This is a genomic window from Rhodococcus sp. P4_C10 (assembly GCF_056402135.1).
Genome location: NZ_JBFUHZ010000052.1, coordinates 1 through 23056, shown reverse-complemented (window position 1 = coordinate 23056; position 23056 = coordinate 1). Strand labels below are relative to the sequence as shown.

Genomic DNA, 23056 nt, shown 5'->3' with positions numbered 1-23056 from the left:
GCGTGGTCCACCGGCCCGCCGACGGCGCCGGGCGTCGTTTCGGCCGCCCTGTCGGCTCGGGTACCGTCGAGGCATGGCAAGTTCACCATCCCGTCGCCGACCAGCACTGATCCTGTTCGTCGTCATCGCGGCAGGCGCCTGCCTGGCGCTGGGATGGTGGCAGTGGACGCGGTTCGAGGCCGCGGGCGGCACCGGCCAGAACCTGGGCTACGCCTTCCAGTGGCCCCTGTTCGCGGCCTTCGTGGTCTACGCGTACCGCAGGTTCGTGCAGCTCGAGGACGCCGATCCGGAGGCTCCGGTCGCCGGGGCGGACGAGGGTCCCCGCGAGATCCCCGCCGACCTGCTGCCCCAACGGGCCTCCGTCGGCGCAGCGGCGACCATCGGCACCGACGTCGACGACCCCGAGGTCGAGGCCATAGCGGCGTACAACAACTACCTCGCGCAGATCCGCGCCGAGGGCGATAGGAGCACCACGTGAGCACGGCCCCCGAAGACACCGTCGAGACCGCGCCGGTCCGCGACAACAAGAAGATCGCCGCGGCACTGCTGCGTTACCGGGTCCTCGCCTACGCCACCGGCATCTGGCTGCTGGTGCTCACCGCCGAGATGGTCGCCAAGTACATCTTCAAGGTCGACAACCTGCCGAGCTGGATCGCCATCGTGCACGGCTGGGTCTACTTCGTGTACCTGATCCTCACGATGGACCTCGCGGTGAAGGTGCGCTGGCCCGCGGGCCGGACCGTCGGCACCCTGCTCGCCGGCACCGTCCCGTTCCTGTCCTTCTTCGTCGAGCACTGGCGCACCCAGCAGGTCAAGCGCGACTTCGACGTCTAGTCGCCCGCTCCGCCGAGTGCGCACCTGCCGGGGCGTCGCCCGCGAAGCGACGACGGGAAGTGCACACTCGGCGGACGCGGCTAGGACCCGCCGCCGCCCTTGACCACCGGCTGACCGGTCAGCGTCGCAACCAGGTAGACCAGCCAGTCGCAGGGCGTCTGCGGAATCATCCTCGGGGTCATCGGCACCCTTTCCTTTCGGTCGGCCGGGCTCGTCTGCCCGCACCGGCGCCGCCGAGTGTGCACCTGCCGGGGCGTCGCGCGGGGGCAAACGACGAAAAGTGCACATTCGGTCGACAGGGAGGTCGACCGGTCAGCGGGCGGACAGCGCCGCGAGGTCGGGCACCAGCTGCGCCAGCGCACGACCGCGGTGCGAGGCCGCGTCCTTCTCCTCCGGCGACAACTGCGCCGCGCTGCGCTGGTCCCCCGCCGGCACGAACACCGGGTCGTAGCCGAATCCGCCGTCGCCGCGCGGCTCCCGGGCGATCGCGCCGGGCCACGTCCCGCGCACGACGCGCTCCGCCCCGCCCGGCGTCACCAGCGCGCACGCCGAGACGAAGGCCGCGCCCCGCCGCTCGTCCGGCACGTCCAGCAGCTGCGCCAGCACCAGCGCGGTGTTCGCGCCGTCGTCCCCGTGCACGCCCGACCACCGCGCGGACAGCACCCCGGGCATCCCGTTCAGCGAGTCCACCTCGAGACCGGAATCATCTGCGACACAGGGCATTCCGGTCGCCGCGACCGCGTCACGCGCCTTCGCCAGGGCGTTCTCCTCGAAGGTGGCGCCGGTCTCCGGCGCCTCCGGGAAGTCCGGCACCTCGTCCAGGCCGACCAGCTCGATGCCGCTGACCCCGGCGGTCTCGAGCACCCGCCGCAGCTCGCGCAGCTTCTTGGCGTTACGGCTCGCGACCAGCAGCCGGACCGCCTCAGGCACCGAACTTCTTCTTCGCCGCCTCAGGGTTCTTCGGCTCGGGCAGCTCGCCCGGGTACGGCATCTCCAGTGCCTGCCGCTGCAGCTCGAACAGGTGCTCGCAGCCCGCCAGCGCGGAGTCCAGCATCTTGTCCAGGGTGGTGCGCGGGAAGGTCGCGCCCTCGCCGGTGCCCTGCACCTCGACCAGGGTTCCCGTGTCGGTGGCGACGATGTTCATGTCGACCTCGGCGCGCGAGTCCTCCTCGTACGGCAGGTCCAGCCGGACCCGGCCGTCCACGACGCCGACACTGACGGCGGCGATGCCGCAGGAGATCGGCTGCGGGTCGGTCAGCAGGTCCGCCGCCCGCAGGTAGGTGACGGCGTCGACGAGCGCGACGTACGCGCCGGTGATCGCCGCGGTGCGGGTGCCCCCGTCGGCCTGCAGCACGTCGCAGTCGATGGCGATGGTGTTCTCGCCGATCGCGGCGAGGTCGATGCAGGCGCGCAGCGAGCGGCCGACCAGCCGGCTGATCTCCTGGGTGCGTCCGCCGACCTTGCCCTTGACCGACTCGCGGCCGCTGCGGGTGTGGGTGGCCGCCGGGAGCATCGCGTACTCCGCGGTGAGCCAGCCGAGGCCGGAGCCCTTGCGCCAGCGGGGCACGCCCTCCTCCACGCTGGCCGTGCACATCACCCGGGTGTTGCCGAACTCGACCAGCACCGACCCTGCGGGGTGACTGGTGAAGCCTCGGGTGATCCTTACCTCGCGGAGTTCGTCGTCCGCCCTGCCGTCCAGTCGTCTGCTCACCTGGGTCAGCCTAATCGGTGGGCCCGGTCAGATCGCGAAGACATCCCCGGGCAGGACGGCGTGCACGGGTCCGGAGAACTCCGCCTTCGCCTCGGCGATGACGTCCTCGCGGGAGGTCCACGGCGGAATGTGGGTGAGCAGCAGCTCGCCGACGCCGGCCCGCGCCGCGACCTGACCGGCCTCGGTCCCGGACAGGTGGATGCCCTCGGGACGGTCGGGGCTGTGCGTCCACGACGCCTCGCACAGGAACACGTCCACCCCGCGGGCCAGTTCGACCACCTCGTCGCACATGCCGGTGTCCCCGGAGTACGCCAGGCTGCGGCCGTCCGGATCGGTGAACCGGAGCCCGTACGCCTCCGGCGGGTGGAACACCCGGCGGGCCTCGACGGTCAGCGCACCGAACTCCACCGAGCGCCGGTCCTCGAGGAGCCTCAGGTCGATGGTGTCGGAGATGTCGTCGGTTTCGCCGGCGAGTTCCGCGGACGCCGCGCCGATCCGGGAGTCGGTGCCGCTGGGGCCGTACAACAGGGCACGCCCGGCCGGCTTCACCGGGTGGTAGCGGCGCCAGACGAGCAGCCCGGGCAGGTCGAGGCAGTGGTCGGCATGCAGGTGGGTCAGGAAGATCGACACCTCGCCGGGGTCGGCGTACCGCTGCAGCGCGCCCAGTACGCCGGGCCCGAAGTCGATGACCACCGGCGGTGTGTCGGGTGCGGTCAGCAGGTAGCCCGACGCGGGCGAATCGGGGCCGGCGACGCTGCCCGAACAACCCAGGACGGTGATGCGCATGAGTGCCATGCTGCCACGAGCCGTCAGTCCCTTGAATACTTCCCGGGCGTTTCGAGACGAATCCTTGGTGACCGTGTCGATGCGCCTGCCGTCACACCCGGCCGCCGCGGGCCCACATCCGGTCCCGCGGCTACGGATTCAGCGCCGGGGCCCGCCGCGCCTTTCGGACGTCGGCCGCCAGCACCCACGCCGCCAGGACGCCGCCCAGCGCGCCGAACAGGTGCCCCTGCCACGACATCCCGTTGACCCCCGGGAACACGCCCCACAGCAGCCCGCCGTAGACCACCAGCACCACCAGTCCCAGGGCCAGCTGGCCCAGGTGCCGGGTGAACAGACCGCGGGCGATCAGGTACGCCAGCCAGCCGAACACCAGCACCGACGCGCCGAGGTGGATGCTGTTCGCGCCGCCGAAGAGCCACTGCCCCAGGCCCCCGACCACCCAGATGATGCCGGTGGCCGCGAGGCCGCGGCCGATCCCCGAGAGCAGCACCAGGAATCCGAGCACCAGCAGCGGGATGGTGTTGGCGACCAGGTGTCCCCAGCCGGCGTGCAGCACGGGCGCGAACACGATGCCCCACAGCCCGTCCAGGGTGCGCGGCTCGACGCCGACGCTGTCCAGGCGGCCGCGCATCAGCATGTCGACGAACTCGAGCAGGTAGAGGCCGACGACGAATCCACCGATGACCATCGCCGCCTGTTGCCACAGCGCCCGCTGGGTCGCGGGCACGGCGGGCTGACCGGGCACCGGCAGTCCCGCCGGGGTGCTCCGGAACTGGTCCATGGGATTGGTCATCTTCCGCCTCAACCGCTTTCGTCACGCCCACAGCTGACCGTCGAGGGCCTGCTCTGCATCTTCGAGCGTACCGTCGTACGCGCCGGTCGACAGGTACTTCCAGCCCGCGTCGGCGACGACGAACGCGACGTCCGCGGGCCGGCCCGCCCGCGCCGCCCGGCCCGCGACGACGAGCGCGGCATGCAGCACCGCGCCCGAGGAGATACCGGCGAAGATGCCCTCCCGCTCCACCAGTTCGCGGGTCCGGCGCACCGCGTCGGCCGGTCCGACGGAGAAGCGGGCGGTCAGCACCGTCTCGTCGTAGAGCTCCGGGACGAAGCCCTCGTCGAGGTTGCGCAGGCCGTAGACCACCTCGTCGTAGCGCGGCTCGACGGCGACGATCTCGACACCGGGGACGCGCTCACGCAGGTAGCGCCCGACGCCCATCAGGGTGCCGGTGGTGCCCAGGCCGGCCACGAAGTGGGTGATCTCGGGGAGGTCGCGCAGCAGCTCCGGCCCGGTGCCCGCGTAGTGCGCGTCCGCGTTCGCGGGGTTGCCGTACTGGTAGAGCATCACCCAGTCGGGGTGCTCGGCGGCCAGCCGCTTGGCCGTCGCGACCGCCTCGTTGGAGCCGCCGCGGGCGGGCGTGTCGACGATCTCGGCGCCGTACAGCGCGAGCAGCTGGCGGCGCTCGACGGACGTGTTCTCCGGCATGACGCACACCAGCCGGTAGCCCTTGAGCTTCGCCGCCATCGCCAGCGAGATGCCGGTGTTTCCGCTGGTGGGTTCCATGATGGTGGCGCCGGGGGCGAGCCGGCCGTCCCGCTCGGCCCGGTCGATCATCGCCAGGGCCGGCCGGTCCTTCACCGATCCGGTGGGGTTGCGGTCCTCGAGCTTCGCCCACAGCCGCACCGGGTCCGGGCCCGACCAGCGGGGCGAGAGCCGGGGCAGGCCGACGAGCGGGGTCTCGCCCAGCGTCGCCAGCAGGCTCTCGTACCGGGCCACCGCGCTCAGCCCCCGGCGACCGCGGGCAGGATCGTGACCTCGTCGTCGGCGGCGATCGCGGTGCCGAGTCCCCCGGTGAACCGCACGTCCTCCTCGCCCACGTACACGTTCACGAACCGGTGCAGCGCGCCCCCGGCGACCAGCCGGTCGCGGATGCCGGCGTACCGGCTGTCGAGGTCGTCGATCAACGCCGACAGCGTGGAACCCGTTGCCTCGACCCGTTTCTCGCCCCCGGTGTGGACGCGGAGAACGGTCGGGACGGAGACGACGGTCATGGTTTGCTCCCATTCGATGCCGCGGCCCCGGACGCGGGCAGCACCTCGACCGGCTCCTCGGCGACCTGCCCGTCGACGATCCGGAAGCTGCGCAGCTCGTCCCGCTGCGGGTCGCGGGTGGAGATCAGCACGTAGTGGGCGTCGGGTTCGGCGGCGAGGGCGACGTCGGTGCGGCTGGGGTAGGCCTCGGTGGCGGTGTGCGAGTGGTAGAGCACCACCGGCGCCTCGCCGGCCGCGTCCATCGCCCGCCACAGTCGCAACTGCTCACCGGAGTCGAAGCGGTAGAAGGTAGGCGACCGCTCCGCGTTGGTCATCGGGACGTGCCGCTGCGGGGCGTCGGAACCCTCGGGGCCGACCACGATGCCGCAGGCCTCGTCCGGGTGGTCGGCGCGGGCGTGCGCCACCATCGCATCCACCAGGTCGGATCTGATCTGCAGCACGCTCGCCTCCCGAGTGGTCCCAGCCTAGGACGTATCTCCTAATCCTTCTCGGATGGACCTGGCGAGACAATCGTCGTCCGGCAAGGCGGAGGAGAAGCCGATACCGCTGTTGTATCGGCGCCGACGACAACGCAGCGGGGCGACGATTGGACGCCAGGGGCGCCGAAATGGGGATTGGGAGACACGTCCTAGGTCCGGAAGGCGGAGGGGAACAGTTCCCGGTAGGTCGGGATCCCCGCCACCGGGGTGGCCGTCAGGATCGCGTCGACGATCGCCCGGGCCGTGACGTCGGCGGCGGCCTCGCACACCGCGGCCAGCACCGGCAGGTCCGCGGCGAACGCCGCCGGGACGGGAGGGGCGGCGGCGTCCGGCGTCGGACCCGGGTGGGTCCCGGTGGCGAGCGCGAACAGGGTGTCGCCGTCGAGCGGCGAGTGCGCGGGGCGGATCGCCCGGGCCATCCCGTCGTGCCCGGCGACCGCGACGCGGCGGCACCCGGCCTTGCCGAGCGCGGCGTCGGTGGCGACCACGCCGATCGTGGTGTTGAGGACGGTGCCTTTCTGACCCAGCTCGACGGCCGCCGCCAGTTCGGCCGGATCCGGCATCCGCAGCCCCCACCGCGCCAGGTCCCCCGGGCCCACGGCCCAGGGCAGCCCGGTCGCGGGATCGAACACGGCGCCAACGGGATTGGCGACGACCAGCGCCGCCACCGTGACTCCCTCCGCGGGTCCGGGCCCGAGCACCGCGGAGGCGGTGCCGACGCCGCCCTTGAGGATTCCGGCCCGGGCGCCGACGCCGGCCCCCACCGAGCCGCGCCCCACGCTCGCCGAGGCGGCGTCCGCGGCCAGGAACCCGTGGTCCGCGGTGGGGCGCACGGCCCAGTCCCCCACCGGCAGGTCGAAGATCACCGCGCCCGGCACGATCGGAACCACGTGGCCGTCGGCGTCCATCGGGATGCCCCGGCCGCGTTCCTCGAGCCAGCGCATCACGCCGTCCGCCGCGGCCAGTCCGTACGCGCTGCCGCCGGTGAGCAGCACCGCGTCCACCTGCTGCACGCTGTGGCTGGGATCGAGGAGGTCGGTCTCGCGGGTGCCCGGGCCGCCGCCCCGCACGTCCACCGAGGCGGTCGCGCCGCCCGGCGCCAGCACCACGGTGCAGCCGGTGGCCCGGCCCGAGCCCATCGCCGCGTGCGGGTCCAGTTCGTGGTGGTGGCCCACCAGCAGGCCGGCGACGTCGGCCAACGAGTCGCTCGGCCCCGGCCTCACGGGACCAGGACCTGCACCAACGAGTCCTGCATCCAGGTGAGCCAGTGGTAGACGTCGAGATGCGGGGCCCGCGGGTCGTCGGGGTCCAGTTCCTCGGGGGTGTCCGCGTCGATCTGCAGCGTCGAGCCCAGCGCCAGCCGGACGTCGTTGAGGCCCGCGAGCCAGGCGTCGGCCTGCTCCGGCGTCAGCACCACCTTGCCGCCCTCCGCCGGAACCGTCTGCAGGATCACCGAACCCGCCGCGAGCTTCGCGTCGATGATCTCCGGCTCGTGCAGACTGCGCAGTGCCCCATTGACATTGGCACCCGGCGTCGCCTCCTCGCCGCCCGCGGCGTCGGGCTTGAGGAAGTCCGGCAGCAGCCGGGCCAGCGTCGCATCGGTTGGCGCGGTGGAGTTCCCGGTCCGCAGCCCGGTCAGCTCGGCCAGGTCGTCCTGCGGCGCGGACGCGGCCCGGTCCTGCAGCAGCGAGAGCACCGAGCTCACCAGCGACCGCAGTACCGACGCCTCACGCGCATCCATCTCGGAGCGAATCTTCACGCCGCCCAGCGAATTCTTCCGACTCCATGTGCGCACGATGCCTACCCGCAGGTCCTTTCGAGTGGTGGTGAGGCGTCTCTCCGTGAGGAGATCCGCGTCAGCTGTCCCGCTGCATGGTCGCCCACAGCCCGGCGGCGTGCAGTCGCTGCACGTCGTGTTCCATCTTGTCCCGCGAGCCGGAGGACACCACGGCCTTGCCCTCCTTGTGGACCTGCAGCATCAGGTCGGTGGCCTTCGCCTTGCTGTAGCCGAACAGCTTCTGGAAGATGAAGGTCACGTAGTGCATCAGGTTCACCGGGTCGTCCCACACCAGCGTCACCCAGGGACGATCCTGTGCCTCGTCCTCGTCAGTGACCTCCGCCTCCGCGGGTAGGACCTGCGGGGCTGCGGCGGGAATCCTCGCCATCGGAGTGATTGTGGAGCCTGGAGCCATGCAACCAGCCTACGACGTGATCCCGACAGAATGAACATCGTGGGACAAAACGGCCAGGACGCGGGCGCCGGGCCACCGACGCCTCGTTATGGTGACCCGGTGACGACGCACTCAGGTTCGACCACCGCCGCGCCCGCCGCCATCGCCGGCTCCGCGCTGTGGTCCCAGCCGGGCACCAGCACGGCGCTGCTCACCGACCAGTACGAGCTGACGATGCTCTCGGCGGCGCTCGCCGACGGCTCCGCGCACCGCCGCTGCAGCTTCGAGGCCTTCGCGCGGAGGCTGCCCGACGGCCGTCGCTACGGCGTGGTCGGCGGCGTCGGCCGCCTGCTCGACGCCCTCGACCGGTTCCGCTTCGGCGAGCCGGAACTGGCCGTGGTGTCGAAGTTCCTCGACGGCCGCACTGTCGACTGGCTCCGCGAGTACCGGTTCACCGGCGACATCGACGGCTACCGCGAGGGCGAGCTGTACTTCCCCGGGTCGCCCATCCTCTCGGTGCGCGGCACCTTCGCCGAGTGCGTGCTGCTCGAGACGCTGCTGCTGTCGATCCTCAACCACGACAGCGCGATCCTGTCCGCCGCCACCCGCATGGTCAGCGCCGCCGCCGGCCGGACCATGATCGAGATGGGCTCGCGGCGCGCCCACGAGGAGTCCGCGGTGGCGTGTTCGCGGGCCGCCTACCTGGCCGGGTTCACCGCCACCTCGAACCTCGAGGCCGTCCGCCGGTACGGCGTGCCCGGCGCCGGGACCAGCGCCCACGCGTTCACCCTCCTGCACACCACCGCCGACGGCCCGGACGAGGCCTCGGCCTTCCGCGCCCAGGTCGAGGCGCTGGGCGTGGGCACCACCCTGTTGGTGGACACCTACGACATCACCGAGGGCGTCAAGACGGCGATCGCCGTCGCCGGCCCCGAACTCGGCGGCGTCCGCATCGACTCCGGCGACCTCGGGGTCTGGGCCCGTCAGGTGCGCCGGCAGCTCGACGACCTGGGCGCCGTGAACACCCGGATCGTGGTCTCCGGCGACCTCGACGAGTACGCGATCGCGGCGCTGCGGGCCGAACCGGTGGACACTTACGGTGTGGGCACCGCGCTGGTGACCGGGTCGGGGGCACCCACGGCGGGCATGGTCTACAAGCTCGTCGAGGTCGACGGGCTCCCGGTGGCCAAGCGCAGCAGCCACAAGGTGTCCCGCGGCGGCACCAAGCGGGCCGTCCGGCTGGCCCGGCCCACCGGCACGATCGTCGAGGAGATCGCCTACCCGGCGGACTCCGAGGCCCCCGACGCCGGCGACCTGACCTGCCGGGAGCTGATGATCCCGCTGGTCCGCGGCGGTGTGCGGGCGGACGGCCTGCCCACCCTGGCCGAGGGGCGCGACCTGGTCGCCAACGGGCTGGTGAGCCTGCCGTGGGAGGGGCTCAAGCTCTCGCACGGCGAGGCCGCGGTGCCGACCCGGTTCGTCGGCTAGTTCGGGTCGCAGACAACGTAGGAGTGAGGAAATGGACACCGGATCGGGTCGGCGGGCGCTGGTCGTCGTCGACGTGCAGAACGACTTCTGCGAGGGCGGCTCGCTCGCCGTCACGGGCGGCGCCGCGGTCGCCCGAGCCGTCAGCGGCTACCTGACGGACCAGGCCGACCGCTACGCCGTGGTGGTCGCGACCGCGGACCGCCACGTGGACCCGGGCGACCACTTCTCCGACACACCCGACTACGTGGACACCTGGCCGCCGCACTGTCGCGCGGGCACCCCCGGCGCCGAGTTCCACCCGGACCTGGACGTCGCGCCGGTGCAGGCGGTGTTCGCGAAGGGCGCGTACAGCGCCGCGTACTCCGGTTTCGAGGGCATCGACGCCTCGGGCGAGACGCTGGCCGGGTGGCTGCGCGGACGCGGCGTCGACGCGGTGGACGTGGTCGGCATCGCCACCGACCACTGCGTGCTGGCCACCGCACTGGACGCACGCCGTGAGGGCTTCGACACCACGGTGTTGCTGCGGTACACGGCGGCGGTCTCCCCCGACACCCTCACCACCGCCCTGGACCGCCTGCGCGGCGCCGGGATCCAGCTGATCGGCGAGGTGCCGTCGGCGGCGTGACCACGCGACCGGCCGCGCGACGCTGTCGGGACCTGACGGTGGCTGCCGGTAGCCTTGGCCGGTGCCTGAACTCCCCACCGTCCCCGAACTGCTGTCCGAGGCGGTGCACGCGCTCGGCGGCGCCGAGCGGCGAAACCAGCTGACCATGGCGTCGGCGGTGGCGCATGCCATCGACACCGGCGAGCACCTGGCCGTGCAGGCCGGCACCGGCACCGGCAAGTCGCTGGCCTACCTGGTGCCGAGCGTGCGGCATGCCGTCGAGTCGGGCCGCACCGTGGTGATCTCCACCGCGACCATCGCGCTGCAGCGTCAGCTCGTGGACCGCGACCTGCCGCGGCTGGCCGACGCGCTGAGCAAGACCCTGGGGCGGCGCCCGCAGTTCGCCATCCTCAAGGGCCGCGGCAACTACCTCTGCATGAACAAGATCCACACGGGGGCCGCCGAGGAACCGGAGAACGCCGAGCTGTTCGACGCGTTCGCCATCTCCCGGCTCGGCCGCGAGGTCAAGCGGCTGACCGAGTGGTCCTCCGAGACCGACACCGGCGACCGCGACGAGCTGGTGCCCGGCGTCGGCGACCAGGCCTGGCGTCAGGTCAGCGTCACCGCCCGCGAGTGCCTCGGCAAGTCCCGCTGCCCGGTCGGCGAGGACTGCTTCGCCGAACGTGCCCGGGCCGAGGCGTCGCAGGTGGACGTGGTGGTGACCAACCACGCGCTGCTCGCGATCGACGCGATCACCGGCATCGCCGTGCTGCCCGAGCACGACGTGGTGGTCATCGACGAGGCGCACGAACTGGTGGACCGGGTCACCGGCGTGGCCACCGCCGAGCTGGCGCCGTCCACGATCACCGCAGCCGCACGACGCTGCGTCAAGCTGGTCGAGGAACAGGACGCCGACCGGATGGAGGCGGCCTCGGAGGGCTGGGCGGCGGTGCTCGAGGACTGCTACGCCGGGCGCTGGGAGCGGCTGCCCGACGGTGCCGGCCCCGCGCTGGCCGCGGTCCGCGACTCCGCCTGGGCGGTCCGTACCGCGATCGGCCCGGTCCGGCCGGGGATGAACGCCGCCGACCCGGAGGCCGCGGCGGCCCGGGTCGCCGCCCTGGCCGCGGTCGACGAGGTGCACGACAACGCGGTCCGGGTGCTCACCGCCTTCGACGAGCCGGACCCCGCCAAGCACCGCGACGTGGTGTGGCTGGCCGACGAGGAGCGCCGCGGCAAGCTGGTGCGGATGGCGCCGCTGTCCGTCGGCGGGCTGCTGCGTTCGCGGCTGTTCGCCGAGTCGACGGTGGTCCTGACCTCCGCGACGCTGACGGTGGGCGGCTCCTTCGACGGGCTGGCGGTGAACTGGGGCCTGCCCGCGGAGTCCGCGGTGAGCCCCGACGCGGCGATGGCCACCGGCACCGAGGCGCCGTCGGACGCCGGGGACATCAAGTGGAACTCCCTCGACGTCGGCTCCCCCTTCGACCACGCGAAGGCCGGAATCCTGTACGTCGCAAAGCATCTGCCCGCACCCGGCCGCGACGGCCTGGCGCAGAGCTACCTCGACGAGATCGCCGAGCTGATCACCGCCGCGGGCGGCCGCACCCTCGGGTTGTTCTCCTCGATGCGGGCGGCGAAGGCCGCCGCGGAGGTGATGCGCGAGCGGCTCGACACCCCGGTGCTGTGCCAGGGCGAGGACGCCACGGGCCAGCTGGTGCGTAAGTTCGCCGCGGACGAGGCCACCTCGCTGTTCGGCACCCTGTCGCTGTGGCAGGGCGTGGACGTGCCCGGCCCCTCGCTGAGCCTGGTGATCCTGGACCGGATCCCGTTCCCGCGCCCGGACGACCCGCTGCTGGTGGCCCGCCAGCGCGCCGTCGAGTCCCGCGGCGGCAACGGTTTCCTGTCGGTGGCCGCGAACCATGCCGCGCTGCTGCTGGCCCAGGGCGTGGGCCGGCTGCTGCGCAGCGTCGACGACCGCGGTGTGGTCGCGATCCTCGACTCCCGGCTGGCGACCGCCCGCTACGGCGGCTACCTGCGGGCGTCGCTGCCGCCGTTCTGGGAGACCTCCGACCCCGAGGTGGTCCGCAAGGCCCTGACCCGGCTCGCCGAGCGTTAGCCCGCCGGCAACGCCACCAACGCCAGCTCGGCGTCCCCGGCGAGCAGTTCGTGGTGCGGCAGCACCCGGACCGTGTACCCGACCGCGCCGGAGAGCGGCATCCGTGTCTCGGCGACGAAGAGCTCGCCCAGATCCTCCGAGCCGGCGTGCGTCATCGGCACCACCACCGTGTCGGAGAGCTCCTCGTCCGCGCCGACGTGGCCCAGGACTGCCTGCACCGCGACCTCGGACGGTTCGAGGCCACCGAGCCGCAGGTGTGCCCGCAGGGTCAGGTCGGCGCCGATCACCGGGGTGTCCGGCAGCCCGGAGCTGTCCACCTGCACCACCTGCACGCGCGGCCAGGCCGCCTCGACCCGACCGCGGTACGCCGAGACCTGCCGTGCCCCCGCGTAGCCGTCGGCCACCGCGGTACGGGCGGACCGCGCCGCCGGGGCGTACAGGCCCACCACGTAGTCGCGCACCATCCGCGACGCCAGCACCTTCGGCCCCAGGTCCTCGAGCGTGTGCCGGACCATCTCCACCCACCGCGCCGGCAGGCCGTCGGACCCGCGGTCGTAGAACTTCGGCAGCACCGTCTGCTCGAGCAACTCGTACATCGCGTTGGCCTCGAGGTCGTCGCGGCGCACCTCGTCGGTGACGCCGTCCGCGGTCGGGATGGCCCAGCCGTTCCCGCCGTCGTACATCTCGTCCCACCAGCCGTCCCGGATGGACAGGTTCAGCCCGCCGTTGAGCGCCGACTTCATCCCCGAGGTGCCGCAGGCCTCGAGCGGCCGCAGCGGGTTGTTCAGCCAGACGTCGCAGCCCCAGTACAGGTAGCGGGCCATCGACATGTCGTAGTCGGGCAGGAAGACGATCCGGTGGCGGACGTCGTGCTCGTCGGCGAACCGCACCACCTGCTGGATCAGCGCCTTGCCGCCGTCGTCGGCGGGATGGGACTTGCCGGCCACCACCAGCTGCACCGGCCGCTGCGGGTCCAGCAACATCGCGCGCAACCGCTCCGGGTCCCGCAGCATCAGCGTCAGCCGCTTGTAGGTCGGCACCCGGCGCGCGAACCCGACCGTCAGCACATCGGGATCGAAAACCCCTGCCGTCCAGGACAGTTCGGCATCGGTGGCGCCCCGTTCGAGCCACGACGCCCGCACCCTCCTGCGCACCTCGGCCACCAGCTGCCCGCGCAGCGTGTTCCGGGTGGCCCACAGCTCGCCCGGCGCGATCTCGTGCAGCCGCTCCCAGCCGCGCGCCTCCTCGACCTGCTCGGGTCCGACCACCCGCCGGGCCAGGTCCATCCACTCGCGGGCCGCCCAGGTGGGGGCGTGCACCCCGTTGGTGACCGAGCCGATCGGCACCTCGGTGGCGTCGAAGCCCGGCCACAGCCCGCTGAACATCTCCCGGCTGACGGTGCCGTGCAGCCGGGACACCCCGTTGGCGCGCTGACCGAGCCGCAGGCCCATGTGCGCCATGTTGAACACCGACGGGTCGCCCTCGCGGCCCAGTTCGACGATCCTGTCCACCGTCAGGCCCGGCAGCATGGCCGACTCGTTCTCCCCGTTGGCCCCGGCGAAGTAGGTGCGCACCAGGTCCGTCGGGAAGCGGTCGATGCCCGCCGGGACCGGTGTGTGGGTGGTGAACACGGTGGCCGCACGCACCGCGGCGAGGGCGGCGTCGAAGTCCAGCCCGGCCCCGGTGATCAGCTCGCGGATCCGCTCCACCCCGAGGAAGCCGGCGTGGCCCTCGTTCATGTGGAAGACCTCCGGGTCGGCCAGCCCCATCGAGCGGGTGTAGGCCCGCACCGCGCGCACCCCGCCGATGCCGGCCAGGATCTCCTGCTTGATCCGGTGGTCCTGGTCGCCGCCGTAGAGCCGGTCGGTGACCCCGCGCAGCTCCGGGTCGTTCTCCGCGATGTCGGAGTCCAGCAGCAGCAGGGGCACCCGGCCGACCTGCGCGATCCACACCCGGGCCCGCAGCACCCGGTTGCCCGGCATCGCCACGTGCAGCAGCACCGGCGCCCCGGACACCGGCTCCGCGAGCAGCCGCAGCGGCAGTCCCTGCGGGTCCAGCGACGGGTAGTGCTCGGCCTGCCAGCCGTCCGCGGTCAGCGACTGCCGGAAGTACCCGGACCGGTAGAGCAGGCCCACGCCGATCAGCGGCACCCCCAGGTCCGACGCCGCCTTCAGGTGGTCGCCGGCCAGGATGCCGAGGCCGCCGGAGTAGTTCGGCAGCACCTCGCTGACGCCGAACTCCATTGAGAAGTAGGCGATCCCGCCGGGCAGGTCGACGCCCTTCGACTGCTGGTTCTGGTACCACCGCGGACGGTCGAGGTACTCGTCGAGGTCCTCGGCGCGGCGGTCCAGCTCGGCCACGTAGTCCGGGTCCAGCGCCAGCGCGTCGAGCCGGGCCGGCGACACCTCGCCGAGCATCCGCACCGGGTCGCCCGCCACCCGCTGCCACAGCCCCGGGTCGATCCGCGCGAACAGGTCCTGGGTCTCCGGGTGCCAGGACCACCGCAGGTTGGTCGACAGCGGCCCGAGCGCGGCGAGCCGGGCGGGGAGGTGGGCACGGACGGTGAACCGACGCAAGGCTTTCACCCTGCGAAGACTACCCACCGGCGGGCCCGCGGTCCTGTCGTGACGACCCGGCCTTCGATCCAGCGTGCACCGCGGCCGTACCCGTAAGGTAGTGGTCCATGACCGGGCGGATAGGCATCGACGACGTCGTCCCCGACATCGAGGGCGGGCGTTTCCCCGCGAAGGCCGTCGTCGGCGAGACGTTCCCGGTCTCGGCGACCGTCTGGCGCGAGGGGCACGACGCGGTCGCGGCCACCCTCGCGGTCCGCGGGCCGGACGCCGCCGGCACCCTGCGGATCCCGATGCTGCCGGGTCCGCTCCCGGACACCTTCGCCGCGGTGTTCGTCCCCACCACGCCCGGCGCCTGGACGTTCCGGGTGGAGGGCTGGGGCGACCCGGTCGCCACCTGGCGTCACGCGGTCGAGGCCAAGTTGTCTGTCGGACAGGGTCCGACCGAGCTGGCCAACGACCTCGAGGTCGGCGCCCGCCTGTTCGAGCGTGCGGCCAAGGCGGTGCCGAAGGGCGACCGCGCGCGAGTCGTCGCGGCCGCCGCCGCCCTGCGCAGCGACCAGCAGCTGCCCGCCCGGGTGGCGCCGGCGTTCGCCACCGACCTCGCCGCCCTGCTGCGCGCGCACCCCCTGCGGGACCTGGTCACCAAGGGCCGCACCGGGACCGTCTGGGTGGACCGTCGGCGCGCACTGTTCGGCTCCTGGTACGAGTTCTTCCCGCGTTCGACCGGCGGCCGGGACCCCGACGGCACCCCGCGGCACGGCACCTTCGCCACCGCCGCCAACGACCTGCCCCGGATCGCGGCGATGGGCTTCGACGTCGTCTACCTGCCGCCGATCCACCCGATCGGCCGGGTGAACCGCAAGGGCCCCAACAACTCCCTGACCCCCGGTCCGGACGACGTCGGGTCGCCGTGGGCGATCGGCGCCCGCGAGGGCGGCCACGACGCCGTGCACCCGCGGCTCGGCACCCTCGACGACTTCGCGGCCTTCGTCGCCCGCGCCCGCAAGCTGCACCTGGAGGTGGCACTCGACCTGGCGCTGCAGTGCGCACCCGACCACCCCTGGGCCGCAGCCCATCCCGAGTGGTTCACGGTGCTGCCGGACGGCACCATCGCCTACGCCGAGAACCCGCCGAAGAAGTACCAGGACATCTACCCGGTGAACTTCGACGACGACCCGGACGGGATCTACGCCGAGGTGCTGCGGGTGGTGCGCTTCTGGATCGACCGCGGCGTCCGGATCTTCCGGGTGGACAACCCGCACACCAAGCCGCCGAACTTCTGGGAGTGGCTGATCGCCGAGGTCAAGGCGACCGACCCGGACGTGCTGTTCCTGGCCGAGGCCTTCACCCGGCCGGCCCGGATGTACGGCCTGGCCAAACGTGGATTCACCCAGTCCTACACGTACTTCACCTGGCGGGTCGGCAAGCAGGAGCTCACCGAGTTCGGGCTCGAGCTCGCGGCGAAGGCAGACGAGGCGCGGCCGAACCTGTTCGTCAACACCCCGGACATCCTGCACGAGAGCCTGCAGCGCGGCGGGCCCGGAATGTTCGCGCTGCGCGCCGCGCTGGCCGCCACGCTCGCGCCGACCTGGGGCGTGTACTCGGGATACGAACTCTACGAACACCTTCCGGTGCACCCCGGCAGCGAGGAGTACCTCGACTCGGAGAAGTACCAGCTACGGCCTCGTGACTTCGACGAGGCCCGGGCCCGCGGCGAGTCGCTGGAACCGTGGATCGCGACGCTGAACCGGATCCGTCGGGCCCACCCCGCGCTGCAGCAACTGCGCAACCTCACCTTCCACCACATCGACAACGACTCGCTGATCGCCTACTCGAAGTTCGACCCGGTGACCGGCGACGCGGTGCTCACCGTCGTCAACCTCAACCCGTACGGCGCCGAGCAGGGCCACATCTGGCTGGACATGCCCGCCCTCGGCCGCAACTGGCAGGACCACATCACCGTGCTCGACGAAGTCACCGGCGAGCAGTACCAGTGGGCCCAGACCAATTTCGTCCGACTCGAGCCCTGGCGCGCGGTCGCGCACGTCCTGGCGCTGCCCGCCGTCCCCTACCCCGCGCGGATGCACCTGGCACACCGCGCGCCCGCGTCGTGACCGCCCGCGGCGCCGCGCAGGTCGCCGCGCCCCCGCTGGCCGACCTGGCGCGGCTGGCCTCGGGCACCCACCACGACCCGCACTCGCTGCTGGGCGCGCACCCGCTCGCCGGCGGCACCGTGATCCGCGCCCTGCGCCCGGGCGCCGAGTCCGTCGCCGCCCGGATCGACGGCGTCGACCACCCGCTGCACCACGTCTCCGACGGACTGTTCAGCGCCGTCGTCCCGGCCCCGGAACCCGCCGACTACCGACTGGTCGTCGAGTACCCGGGCGGGCACACCGTCGTCACCGCCGACGGCTACCGCTTCCTGCCGACGCTCGGGGATCTCGACCTGCACCTGTTCGGCGAGGGCCGGCACGAACGGCTCTGGGAGGCGCTCGGCGCGCACCCCCGCAGCTACGACACCCCGGACGGCCCGGTCACCGGCACCTCGTTCGCGGTGTGGGCACCCGCCGCGCGGGGCGTCACGCTGATCGGCGACTTCGACCTCTGGGGCGGGCAGACCGCACCGATGCGGGCGCTGGGCTCCACCGGCGTCTGGGAACTGTTCGTGCCCGGCATCGAGCCCGGCGCGTTGTACAAGTTCCGGGTGCACGGCGCCGACGGCTCGGTGCGGGACAAGGCCGACCCGATGGCGTTCGCCACCGAGGTGCCGCCCGCCACCGCGTCCGTGGTCGACGCCAGCACCCACACCTGGACCGACGCCGCCTGGCTGCGGGCCCGCGCCGAGACGGAGCCGAACCAGTCGCCGATGAGCGTCTACGAGGTGCACCTCGGGTCGTGGCGGCCGGGACTGAGCTACCTCGAACTGGCGCAGCAGCTTTCGGCGCACGTTCTGGCGACCGGGTTCACCCATGTGGAACTGCTGCCCGTCGCCGAGCACCCGTACGGCGGGTCCTGGGGCTACCAGGTGACCTCCTACTACGCCCCGACCTCCCGGTTCGGTTCCCCCGACGACTTCCGCGCCTTCGTGGACCGGATGCACCGGGCCGGCATCGGCGTCATCGTGGACTGGGTGCCGGCGCACTTCCCCAAGGACGACTGGGCCCTGGCCCGCTTCGACGGCGGCCCGCTCTACGAGCACGCCGACCCGCACCGGGGCGAGCAGTTGGACTGGGGCACCTACGTTTTCGACTTCGGCCGGCGCGAGGTCCGCAACTTCCTGGTCGCCAACGCCCTGTACTGGATCGACGAGTTCCACGTGGACGGCCTGCGGGTCGACGCCGTCGCGTCGATGCTCTACCTGGACTACTCGAGGCCGTCGGGCGGCTGGACCCCGAACATCCACGGCGGCCGCGAGAACCTGGAGGCGGTCGCGTTCCTGCAGGAGATGAACGCGACCGTGCACAAGCTGCACCGCGGCGTCGTCACCATCGCCGAGGAGTCGACCGCCTGGCCGGGTGTCACCCGGGCCACCTCCGTCGGCGGCCTCGGCTTCACCATGAAGTGGAACATGGGCTGGATGCACGACACCCTCGGCTACCTGGGCCGCGACCCCATCCACCGCAGCTTCCACCACCACGAGATCACCTTCTCTCTGATGTACGCGTGGAGCGAGAACTACCTGCTCCCGGTCAGCCACGACGAGGTGGTGCACGGCAAGGGCACGCTGTGGACGCGGATGCCGGGCGACGACCACGCCAAGGCCGCCGGGCTGCGCGCGCTGCTCGCCTACATGTGGTCGCACCCCGGCAAGCAGCTGCTGTTCATGGGCCAGGAGTTCGGCCAGCGCACCGAGTGGTCCGAGGAACACGGGCTCGACTGGGGCCAGCTCGAGGGCGGGCCCACCGCCGCGCTGCAGCGGGGCGTGCTGGCGCTGGTGCGCGACCTCAACGCCGCCTACCGGCGCCACCCCGCGCTGTGGACGATGGACAACTCCCCCGGCGGCTACTCCTGGATCGACGCCAACGACACCGAGAACAACGTGCTCAGCTACCTGCGGTACGGGACCGACGGGTCGATCGTCGCGTGCCTGTTCAACTTCTCCGGTTCCGCGCACGCCGAGTACCGGGTGGGTCTGCCCGAACCCGGCCGGTGGGTGGAGGTCCTCAACACCGACGCCGCGGAGTTCCACGGCTCCGGGATGGGCAACTTCGGTGCCGTCACCGCGACCACCCAGCCCTGGCACGGCCGCCCGGCCTCCGCGGCGGTCGCGTTGCCCGCGAACAGCGCCCTCTGGCTCAGCCTGGAACGCGGGTGATCCGGGCCCGGGCGGCGGTCGTCGGCGTCGCCGTCGCGCTGGCCGCGATCCTGCTCGCCGGCTGCGCGTCCACCACGGGCGGACGCGCGGTGTCGATCTACGCCAACCCGTTCACAGTCGCCGGGCTGCCCGCGACCGACGGCCCCAGCGGCCCACGCCCCGACGTGCCCGACGCGTCGCTGCCGGTCCGGGGCGCGGACGGCTCGGCCGCCGACGTGCTGGCCACCAACGCCGTCGACGACATCGCCGCCTTCTGGCGGGTCGAGTACCCGAAGGTCTTCGCCGGCGACTTCCAACCGGTCACCGACCTCGCGTCGTGGGACCCGGACGCGCCGCCCGCCCACTCGGACACCTTCTGCGGCGACAACACGCACGGCGTGGTGAACGCCGGCTACTGCACCCGCGACGGCTCGATCGGCTGGGACCGCACCACGCTGCTGCCCACCCTGATGAGCACCTTCGGCCCGATGGCCGTGGTGATGGTGATGGCGCACGAGTACGGCCACGCGATTCAGCACGACTCCGGCCTCGCGGGCGACGACGACCCGACCCTGGTGCTCGAGCAGCAGGCCGACTGCTTCGCCGGGGCCTTCATGCGAGACGTCGCGCAGGGCGGTGCGCCGCACTTCACGCTCAACACCTCGGACGGACTGAACTCGGTGATGGCGGCGATGGTGGCCGTCCGCGACACCAACCCCAACGACCCGGAGGCCGTGCACGGCTCCGCCTTCGAACGGGTGACGGCCTTCCAGATCGGCTTCACCGACGGCGCCCGCGCCTGCACGGCCATCGACGCCGCCGAGGTGGACGCGCGCCGCGCCGAGGTGCCTCAGCAGCTGTCCGTCGCCGGCGGCGACGGCGAGATGCCGGTCACCGAGGAGACGGTCCGGCTCACCGTGGACTCGTTGCAGGAGGTCTTCGCGCTGCCGCAGCAGCCGGCGGTGACCTTCGCCGGCGCCGACACCGGGTGCCCGGACGCCACGACCACCGAGCCGGTCTCGTACTGCCCGTCGACGGACACCATCGGCGTCTCGCTGCCGGCGTTGGTGGCGCGCAGCATCCCGCTGACCGGCAGTCCGGACGAGATCGCGGCCGACGTGCGCGGCGACTTCGGCGCCTACGTCCTGGTGGCCTCGCGGTTCACCCTCGCCGCCCAGCGCCGGGCCGGCGACTCACTCACCGACGCCACCACGGCGGTCCGCGCGGCCTGCCTGTCCGGCGTCTGGACCGCGGCCGCCGCGGCGGGTGAGGCGGGCCGGCTGACGCTGTCCGCCGGCGACCTCGACGAGGCGGTGTCCGGCCTGCTCACCGACGGCCTGATGGCCAGCGACGTCAACGGGGACACGGTCCCGAGCGGCTTCGCCCGCGTCGACGCCTTCCGCTCCGGGGTGCTCGGTGGGCAGGACGCCTGCGCGAACCGCTACGGCTGACCGACCAGAGCGCGGCGCGGTTCTCCTCGCCCCCAGTCGTGGCGTCGCGATCGACCACCTCCGGGGCGAGCCGACCGCCGCAGCGATGACCGCCCTCGCGACGAGCCCGGAGGCTGTGCACACCTTGTTCCGATTGCCGGATTCGCCCGGTAGACGCGTACGCCAACGACTGACACCTGGCTACTAGCCGTTGTAGTAGCACCGTGTAACCTCCGCGGTGTGAGCACACCGAAGGCGACGTTCGCGCGGATGCGCGGCGCCTTCGCCGGCTCGATCTCCGCAGCCGTGAGCGTCGCGGCCCACGCGGCCGGTGACGGAATGGCCCCCACCGAGAGCTCGGTGGTACTGCTGGTGCTGGGGTGCGCCGCCGTCGGGGCAGTCTCCGCGACGCCGCGGGCCGATCGACATGCGACCTGGTTCCTGGCCGCATCGCTGGCTCTGGGACAGGCGATCGGCCACATCACGTTGTCTGTGGGCGCGGTCCATCACGACGGGCTTCAGCTCAGTCCCGCAATGACGGCAGCCCACGCCGTCGCCGTCGCCGTCGCGACTGTACTGATCCTCGCCGGTGAACGCGGATGCGCCTTGGCCGTCTCGGCGCTCACCCGGGCACTCCCTCTGCCGTTTGCCCCACTGCCTGTCGTTGCGTCCACTGCAGTCGCCATCCCGACCTGTCGCCCGACACTTGCTCGCTGGCTGCTGGTCGGCTCGAGCATCGGCACTCGCGGTCCGCCGCACCCTGTGTAACCGACGCGAACACACACGCACCCGCAGACGGGATTCGTCGTCCGCGGCTGTGTAGTCGCGCGCATCCTTCATCGTTGCCGCTGGCATCACGGCCTTCGACGGCCGCTTCCCCAGCCAACGTTTCCCCTCCCCGGCGGCCCGGCATGCGAGCCGAGGCGCCGGGTGACTCTCGCCCGTCCTACCCAGCTGGGCATCGCTTGCGCACCGGCGGCCCCTCGGGGTCCGGTGCTGCTCGGCGATCAATCCGCTCTGCCCGAGGCCGAATCACGGCCCGATCCCAAGAAGGAATCCATGAAATCGAACAGCTCGACAGCCCTCCGCGGCGCCCGTGTCGCCGGTCTCGGCGCCGCAGCAGCCCTGACCATCGGCCTGCTGTCCAACAGCGTCGCCGCCGCCGACACCTTCGTGCCGCTGCCCGACGGATCCAAGGACGCCCCCGGCGCCGTCATCACCCGCACCGACGAGAGCGCCCTCATCTCGCCGTCGCTGGCCAGCAACGGCGCCGGCCGCACCGCATGGGTCTCCGGCACCGTCACCGCCGACGTCACCGGAATCACCAAGGAGACCGAGGCCGGCCCGACCAACGGCGCCGCGGGCAGCCCGGGCACCAACAACTCCTCCACCCACGGYGTCTCCCGCATCAACACCGGCTACATCGTCGGCTGCCAGGTCGACATCACCGGCCTCAGCGGCTCCTTCGGCGGCGGCATCAGCCTCGACGGCCCCTCGATGTCCGGGTCGCTGACCGTCCCGATCTCCGCSGGCCAGGTCAAGTTCGTCAACGTCGTGGGCAAGGACMTCAAGAAGAACGGCAAGTACTCGGTCCAGTACCAGGACACCCAGCTCGAGGTGCAGAACTGCGGCGGCTACGCCCAGGCCCGCGCGTACACGGTCGTCGAGATCGTCGGCGACAACTACTCCAAGACCACSCTGTACGGCCACCCCTTCAGCATCGGCTGACCYGCGCCCGTCGTTCTGCTCGCGTACGCGACCCAACACCTCTGTAAGGGAAGTCCCATGAACATCAGCAAGTCCGGCCTGCGCCTCGCGGCCGTCGGCGCGGCGACCACCGTCGCCCTCGGCTTCTTCTCCGCCGGCGCCGCCAACGCCGACACCTTCACCGCSCTGCCCGACGGCGAGGTCACCAAGACGCTCGTCGACGGCACCGTCGTCAAGATCACCCGCACCGGCGAGTCCGCGAACGTCTCGCCGTCGATGGGCTCGACCCCGCTGCACCGCAACGCGTGGGTCTCCGGCCGCATCGGCGCCGAGGTCACCGGCCCGAACGCCAAGGGCGGCAGCATCAACGTCGGCTACGTGGTGGCCTGCCAGGCCACCCTCGGCGCCAAGAGCGGCGCCGGCGCCGGCGTGACCTCCGACTGGGAGGGCACCGGCAAGGTCGACACCAAGGCCTCCACCGCCACCGGAAGCGTCACCGTCGGCCCCGGCCAGGCCGCCAACTACCGGATCCTCGACATCGAGAAGGCCGACGCCTACGGCGCCGAGAGCCACACCGGCTCGCACTCGTTCAAGGGCACSASCGGATCGGTCACCTACGCCGACTCGACCATGGCGGTCAACGGCTGCGCCGGCTACGCGCAGGCCCGCTCCTTCGCGACCGTCACGGTGAACACCGACACCGTCACCAGCACCACCACCCTGTGGGGCCAGCCCTTCAGCATCGGCTGAGACAGCCACACCCGTTCCGGCCCCGCCTCGTTCACCGAGGCGGGGCCGGACGCGTTCAGGC

The 23056-nt window shown here is 72.4% G+C and carries 22 protein-coding genes; 11 read left to right on the top strand and 11 right to left on the bottom strand.

The genetic code is table 11. The features are described from left to right. Positions 1 to 73: 73 nt before the first annotated feature. Positions 74 to 478 carry a transcriptional regulator gene (locus AC1DWC_RS23665; RefSeq protein ID WP_072844865.1) on the top strand — a complete coding sequence of 135 codons (405 nt, stop codon included), beginning with the start codon at positions 74 to 76 and terminating at the stop codon, positions 476 to 478. Next, positions 475 to 834, top strand: a complete 360-nt coding sequence (locus AC1DWC_RS23660) for a DUF3817 domain-containing protein (protein ID WP_477911978.1) — start codon at positions 475 to 477, stop codon at positions 832 to 834. Before AC1DWC_RS23665 ends, AC1DWC_RS23660 begins: the two co-directional genes overlap by 4 nt. Before the next feature lie 312 nt (positions 835 to 1146). Here the strand turns inward: AC1DWC_RS23660 and rdgB are convergent, their stop codons facing one another. From rdgB to clpS, 10 genes are all read right to left on the bottom strand, one after another. Continuing rightward, the gene (gene rdgB, locus AC1DWC_RS23655; protein WP_477911976.1) at positions 1147 to 1764 is read right to left on the bottom strand and encodes an RdgB/HAM1 family non-canonical purine NTP pyrophosphatase; all 618 of its coding nucleotides are present in this window, start codon (positions 1762 to 1764) and stop codon (positions 1147 to 1149) included. Next, positions 1757 to 2545: a ribonuclease PH gene (rph, locus tag AC1DWC_RS23650; protein ID WP_072844862.1), complete on the bottom strand. Its 789-nt coding sequence runs from the start codon at positions 2543 to 2545 to the stop codon at positions 1757 to 1759. The genes rdgB and rph overlap by 8 nt, the downstream gene beginning before the upstream one ends. A gap of 27 nt (positions 2546 to 2572) precedes the next feature. After that, a complete protein-coding gene (locus tag AC1DWC_RS23645) occupies positions 2573 to 3331 on the bottom strand; it encodes a cyclic nucleotide-degrading phosphodiesterase (RefSeq protein WP_072845005.1) in 759 nt (252 codons plus the stop codon). A gap of 130 nt (positions 3332 to 3461) precedes the next feature. Then, complete coding sequence (locus AC1DWC_RS23640; protein ID WP_477911973.1) at positions 3462 to 4124, bottom strand: rhomboid family intramembrane serine protease; 663 nt, start codon at positions 4122 to 4124, stop codon at positions 3462 to 3464. A gap of 21 nt (positions 4125 to 4145) precedes the next feature. Then, the gene (locus AC1DWC_RS23635) at positions 4146 to 5108 is read right to left on the bottom strand and encodes a PLP-dependent cysteine synthase family protein (protein ID WP_477911971.1); all 963 of its coding nucleotides are present in this window, start codon (positions 5106 to 5108) and stop codon (positions 4146 to 4148) included. Positions 5109 to 5113: 5 nt separating this feature from the next. Further along, the gene (locus AC1DWC_RS23630) at positions 5114 to 5383 is read right to left on the bottom strand and encodes a MoaD/ThiS family protein (protein WP_477839916.1); all 270 of its coding nucleotides are present in this window, start codon (positions 5381 to 5383) and stop codon (positions 5114 to 5116) included. After that, on the bottom strand, positions 5380 to 5823 hold the full coding sequence (locus AC1DWC_RS23625; RefSeq protein WP_072844859.1) for a M67 family metallopeptidase: 444 nt from the start codon (positions 5821 to 5823) through the stop codon (positions 5380 to 5382). The genes AC1DWC_RS23630 and AC1DWC_RS23625 overlap by 4 nt, the downstream gene beginning before the upstream one ends. A gap of 188 nt (positions 5824 to 6011) precedes the next feature. After that, positions 6012 to 7085, bottom strand: a complete 1074-nt coding sequence (locus AC1DWC_RS23620) for a P1 family peptidase (RefSeq protein ID WP_477911969.1) — start codon at positions 7083 to 7085, stop codon at positions 6012 to 6014. Next, entirely contained in the window at positions 7082 to 7657 is a 576-nt protein-coding gene (gene aosR, locus AC1DWC_RS23615) for an oxidative stress transcriptional regulator AosR (protein ID WP_477911967.1), read from the bottom strand. Before aosR ends, AC1DWC_RS23620 begins: the two co-directional genes overlap by 4 nt. A gap of 61 nt (positions 7658 to 7718) precedes the next feature. Then, complete coding sequence (clpS, locus tag AC1DWC_RS23610) at positions 7719 to 8054, bottom strand: ATP-dependent Clp protease adapter ClpS (RefSeq protein ID WP_072844856.1); 336 nt, start codon at positions 8052 to 8054, stop codon at positions 7719 to 7721. Between the two features lie 141 nt (positions 8055 to 8195). Here clpS and AC1DWC_RS23605 point away from each other — a divergent pair, with 141 nt between their 5' ends. The 3 genes from AC1DWC_RS23605 (at position 8196) to AC1DWC_RS23595 (ending at position 12238) form a co-directional block, all read left to right on the top strand. After that, on the top strand, positions 8196 to 9521 hold the full coding sequence (locus AC1DWC_RS23605) for a nicotinate phosphoribosyltransferase (RefSeq protein ID WP_477911980.1): 1326 nt from the start codon (positions 8196 to 8198) through the stop codon (positions 9519 to 9521). Positions 9522 to 9552: 31 nt separating this feature from the next. Next, positions 9553 to 10146 carry an isochorismatase family protein gene (locus AC1DWC_RS23600; RefSeq protein WP_477911965.1) on the top strand — a complete coding sequence of 198 codons (594 nt, stop codon included), beginning with the start codon at positions 9553 to 9555 and terminating at the stop codon, positions 10144 to 10146. Between the two features lie 61 nt (positions 10147 to 10207). Next, complete coding sequence (locus AC1DWC_RS23595) at positions 10208 to 12238, top strand: ATP-dependent DNA helicase (protein ID WP_477911963.1); 2031 nt, start codon at positions 10208 to 10210, stop codon at positions 12236 to 12238. On the opposite strand, the gene glgP is transcribed toward AC1DWC_RS23595, so the two are convergent. Further along, on the bottom strand, positions 12235 to 14823 hold the full coding sequence (glgP, locus tag AC1DWC_RS23590) for an alpha-glucan family phosphorylase (protein WP_477911961.1): 2589 nt from the start codon (positions 14821 to 14823) through the stop codon (positions 12235 to 12237). The genes AC1DWC_RS23595 and glgP overlap by 4 nt on opposite strands. Positions 14824 to 14921: 98 nt before the next feature. Here glgP and AC1DWC_RS23585 point away from each other — a divergent pair, with 98 nt between their 5' ends. From AC1DWC_RS23585 to AC1DWC_RS23560, 6 genes are all read left to right on the top strand, one after another. Continuing rightward, positions 14922 to 16928, top strand: coding sequence for an alpha-1,4-glucan--maltose-1-phosphate maltosyltransferase (locus tag AC1DWC_RS23585; RefSeq protein ID WP_477911959.1), 2007 nt, complete (start codon positions 14922 to 14924; stop codon positions 16926 to 16928). Next, positions 16925 to 19129 carry a 1,4-alpha-glucan branching protein GlgB gene (gene glgB, locus AC1DWC_RS23580; protein ID WP_477911957.1) on the top strand — a complete coding sequence of 735 codons (2205 nt, stop codon included), beginning with the start codon at positions 16925 to 16927 and terminating at the stop codon, positions 19127 to 19129. Before AC1DWC_RS23585 ends, glgB begins: the two co-directional genes overlap by 4 nt. Further along, positions 19126 to 20559 (top strand): neutral zinc metallopeptidase, encoded by a 1434-nt coding sequence (locus AC1DWC_RS23575; RefSeq protein ID WP_477911955.1) that lies wholly within the window; start codon positions 19126 to 19128, stop codon positions 20557 to 20559. The genes glgB and AC1DWC_RS23575 overlap by 4 nt, the downstream gene beginning before the upstream one ends. A gap of 219 nt (positions 20560 to 20778) precedes the next feature. Continuing rightward, on the top strand, positions 20779 to 21306 hold the full coding sequence (locus AC1DWC_RS23570; RefSeq protein ID WP_477911953.1) for a hypothetical protein: 528 nt from the start codon (positions 20779 to 20781) through the stop codon (positions 21304 to 21306). A gap of 291 nt (positions 21307 to 21597) precedes the next feature. Further along, complete coding sequence (locus tag AC1DWC_RS23565; RefSeq protein WP_477911951.1) at positions 21598 to 22266, top strand: MspA family porin; 669 nt, start codon at positions 21598 to 21600, stop codon at positions 22264 to 22266. A gap of 57 nt (positions 22267 to 22323) precedes the next feature. Next, on the top strand, positions 22324 to 22995 hold the full coding sequence (locus AC1DWC_RS23560; RefSeq protein ID WP_477911949.1) for an MspA family porin: 672 nt from the start codon (positions 22324 to 22326) through the stop codon (positions 22993 to 22995). Positions 22996 to 23056: the final 61 nt, after the last annotated feature.